Here is a 3,371-nt window from a genome sequence, read left to right on the forward strand (position 1 = left end):
AAATAATCAGCCGGAATGTGTGCCAGATCACCCACCAAAAATTCTTTACCAATACTTACTTCATCTATGGGTAAGTGAGAATACATTAAGATATCAAAAACTTGTTCTATATCCTCAATGCTATATCCCGCCTCTAGATACCTAATAAGACCTAATGAGTCTGCCTCTGTTTCGTGTTGCTTACTGTAACTACTAAAATCTTCTATTTCTAATTCAATGTTAGATCTTTCCAATTCCTTTCTTCTTTTGAAGGAATTCAATACATGTTTTTCTTCGTAATGAGCAATTTCGTGAGATAAGACAAAGGCTAAATCACTTTCAGAAACCAATTGAGAAAGGAGTCCCATCGTAACGAATACCATTCCATCTCCGGTAACAAAGGCATTGGCAACATTTGATCGCAGCGTGAAAAAACTCAATTCATCGAACAAATATTCATCGTCTTTTAATAACTTCTTGGCAAGGTCTTCAATATATTCGGTTAATTCATCACCATAGACTACTAAACCAGATTGAATCAGGTTATCCAAAGAAGATGCCTTCATAAAGACGTACTCCTTTTGTTCATAACCTGTAAGGCCATAATCTACCTCAAGGTCTTGGTTGTACCTTTCATCTAAAGTAAGTTTAAAACTTTCAGGAATTTCTCCTTTAGACTTAATGGTCTTGTAATTACTAAAATCTAATTGTGCTTGTACACTTAGTACTGCAAGAAGTACAAAGCAAAAGGTGATAAATTTCATAGTTTACGGTGTTTAATAGCGTCGGTTTTAGCGAGAATAAAAAAGGGGTAGCTCTTAATTGCCACCCCTAAATTATAATGATTGAATTTAATCTTCGCTTCCGAATCTTTCGATTACTTGTTGTGTTACCCCCGTATTAGAGAAACCTCCATCGTGGAATAAATTCTGCATTGTTACGTATTTCGTTAAATCAGAGAACATAGAAATACAGTAGTTTGCACATGCTTCTGCTGAAGCGTTTCCTAATGGAGACATTTGCTCAGAGAAGTTAATGAACTCGTCAAAACCTTTAATTCCTTGTCCTGCCGTTGTAACCGTTGGCGACTGAGAAATCGTGTTAACTCTTACTTTTTTCTTGATACCGTAATGGTAACCGAAGCTTCTTGTAATTGATTCTAACAATGATTTAGCATCAGCCATATCGTTGTAATCTGGGAAAATACGTTGTGCTGCGATATACGTTAAAGCAACTACAGAACCCCATTCGTTAAGCGCGTCCATCTTTTGTGCAGTAGCCAATACTTTATGTAAAGAACCTGCAGACACGTCTAATGTTTGGTTGTAGTAGTTGTAGTTTATTTCAGTATAATGTTTTTTCTTTCTTACGTTTGGAGACATTCCAATAGAGTGTAAAATGAAATCGATTTTACCACCAAGGTGCTCCATAGATTCTTTAATCAAATTCTCTAGATCTTCAACATTTGTTGCATCCGCTGGAATTACTTTAGAACCTGTTTTTTCGGCTAATTCGTTAATTGCTCCCATACGCATAGCGATAGGTGCATTTGTCAATACGAACTCCGCTCCTTCTTCGTGCGCACGTTCTGCCACTTTCCAGGCGATAGACATATCATTTAGGGCACCGAAAATAATCCCTCTTTTTCCTTTCAATAAATTATTTGCCATAATTAATGCTTTGGTACAAATTTAGAATTATCAGGGATATTCTAACACTTTTTTGAAAGGTTTTAGACCACAGACCTTTGTGTATAAACATCCTGCAAAAAGAAACCCATCTCAAAAGAGATGGGCTTGCATAACGTATTTATATTTCAACGGCTTATTTACCAGCCTTTAAAACAGCTTTATTAATTTCTTTCACTAAGCTAGGGCCTTTGTAAATATAACCTGTATATACCTGAACCAAACTTGCTCCTGCCTCTAACTTTTCAAGTGCATCCTCTGCAGAGTGAATACCTCCTACACCAATAATGGGGAAGCTTCCTTTAGATTTTTCTGACAAGTAACGAATTACCTCCGTAGATCTTTTCGCAATTGGCTTTCCAGAAAGTCCACCCATTCCAATTTCCTCCAAGTTGTCGGCCTTTAATCCTTCTCTATTTACAGAGGTATTTGCCGCGATGATTCCATCTATCTTCGTTTCTCCAACTAATTCAACCATTTCATCTAATTGAATCGTGTTCAAATCTGGAGCAATTTTTAATAAAATAGGCTTTGGTGTACCTTGCTTCTGATTGATCTCTTGTAAAGCATTTAATAAATCTACCAAGAAGTCTTTATCCTGTAATTTAGCATGACTCCCCACATTTGGACAACTCACATTTACCGTAAAGTAATCTACATAAGGGTGTAATTCTGTAAAACACTCTACGTAATCACCTGTGTATTGATCTGGTGTTGAACTCGTCATTTTACCGATATTACCTCCTACGATAATATTAGTATTGCGCTTTTTCAATTTTTCAACCATGGCCTTTACTCCTTGGTTGTTGAATCCCATTCTATTGATTATCGCTTCGTCTCCAATTAATCTAAATAATCTTTTCTTAGGGTTTCCTTCTTGCGGACGAGGGGTTACGGTACCTAATTCTATAAATCCAAATCCCAAGTTTTCCAGCTCATTCAAAAGCTTGGCATCTTTATCAAAACCTGCAGCTAATCCAACAGGGTTTTTAAACTTCAGTCCAAATACTTCCCTTTCTAAACGTTTATCTTCTATTGTGTAAGCACTCTTAAATAATGATTTAACAATAGGAGTATTCAAAGAAATTTTCATCATCTTAAAAATAAAATGGTGCGCTTTCTCTGGATCACATTTAAAAAGAATTGGCTTTATTAACTTGTACATTCGTCGTAAGATTTGTGCAAAAATAAGCACAAAAAAAAGAGGATACAAACCCTCTTTTTACTATTGTAATTTCTAGAACTTTAAAATTTCGTTTTACCTCTCCAACGCTCTGTTCTCACTCTGAAAGAAGAGATGGTAATATTTTTTGAGAACACCAAGTTTACATACAAGATTGCATCTTTCGTACTGGGATCTCCACGTTGTTGTCCTGGCGCAAACCAGTTTTGATTTCCTATCGCTGGATTGGAGGCCAAAGCAGCTTCCGGACCAATCGTTGCCGCGAGTACTGCTGGATCATAGTAAACCGTTGATACATCATCTATATAATCTGAATATGCAATATTGTAGGTAGCTTCTATACCTAACCTCCAATATTTCCCTGTAGCCAAACGCATTCCAAATCCTAAAGGAACAGTAACGGTAAAGTTGCTATATTTTTTTGCCCCATTCGGCAGTCCTTGTCCCTCTGTGCTGAGCGGTCTTAAATTGGTCCAACCCGATCCTAAATCAGCTTGAGGAACAAAAAACATCACTCCTGC

The 3,371-nt window shown here is 36.8% G+C and carries 4 protein-coding genes; all 4 read right to left on the bottom strand.

Translation table 11 applies throughout. The features are described from left to right. On the bottom strand, positions 1 to 743 hold a 743-nt coding region (locus R3333_RS13515), incomplete at its 3' end, for a M48 family metallopeptidase (protein ID WP_318959304.1). Positions 744 to 830: 87 nt separating this feature from the next. Beyond that, the gene (locus R3333_RS13520) at positions 831 to 1,649 is read right to left on the bottom strand and encodes an enoyl-ACP reductase (protein ID WP_318959305.1); all 819 of its coding nucleotides are present in this window, start codon (positions 1,647 to 1,649) and stop codon (positions 831 to 833) included. Positions 1,650 to 1,803: 154 nt separating this feature from the next. Further along, positions 1,804 to 2,832: a quinone-dependent dihydroorotate dehydrogenase gene (locus tag R3333_RS13525; RefSeq protein ID WP_318959306.1), complete on the bottom strand. Its 1,029-nt coding sequence runs from the start codon at positions 2,830 to 2,832 to the stop codon at positions 1,804 to 1,806. Positions 2,833 to 2,912: 80 nt separating this feature from the next. Beyond that, a partial coding sequence (locus R3333_RS13530; protein WP_318959307.1) for a hypothetical protein occupies positions 2,913 to 3,371 on the bottom strand: 459 nt, incomplete at its 5' end.

The organism is Lishizhenia sp. (assembly GCF_033720595.1).
In the GTDB taxonomy this organism is placed as follows: domain Bacteria; phylum Bacteroidota; class Bacteroidia; order Flavobacteriales_D; family Crocinitomicaceae; genus Lishizhenia.

Coding starts and splice junctions, on each gene's coding strand:
- R3333_RS13520 (WP_318959305.1), bottom strand. CDS start 1,649: ATGGCAAATAATTTATTGAAAGGAAAAAGAGGGATTATTTTCGGTGCC.
- R3333_RS13525 (WP_318959306.1), bottom strand. CDS start 2,832: ATGTACAAGTTAATAAAGCCAATTCTTTTTAAATGTGATCCAGAGAAA.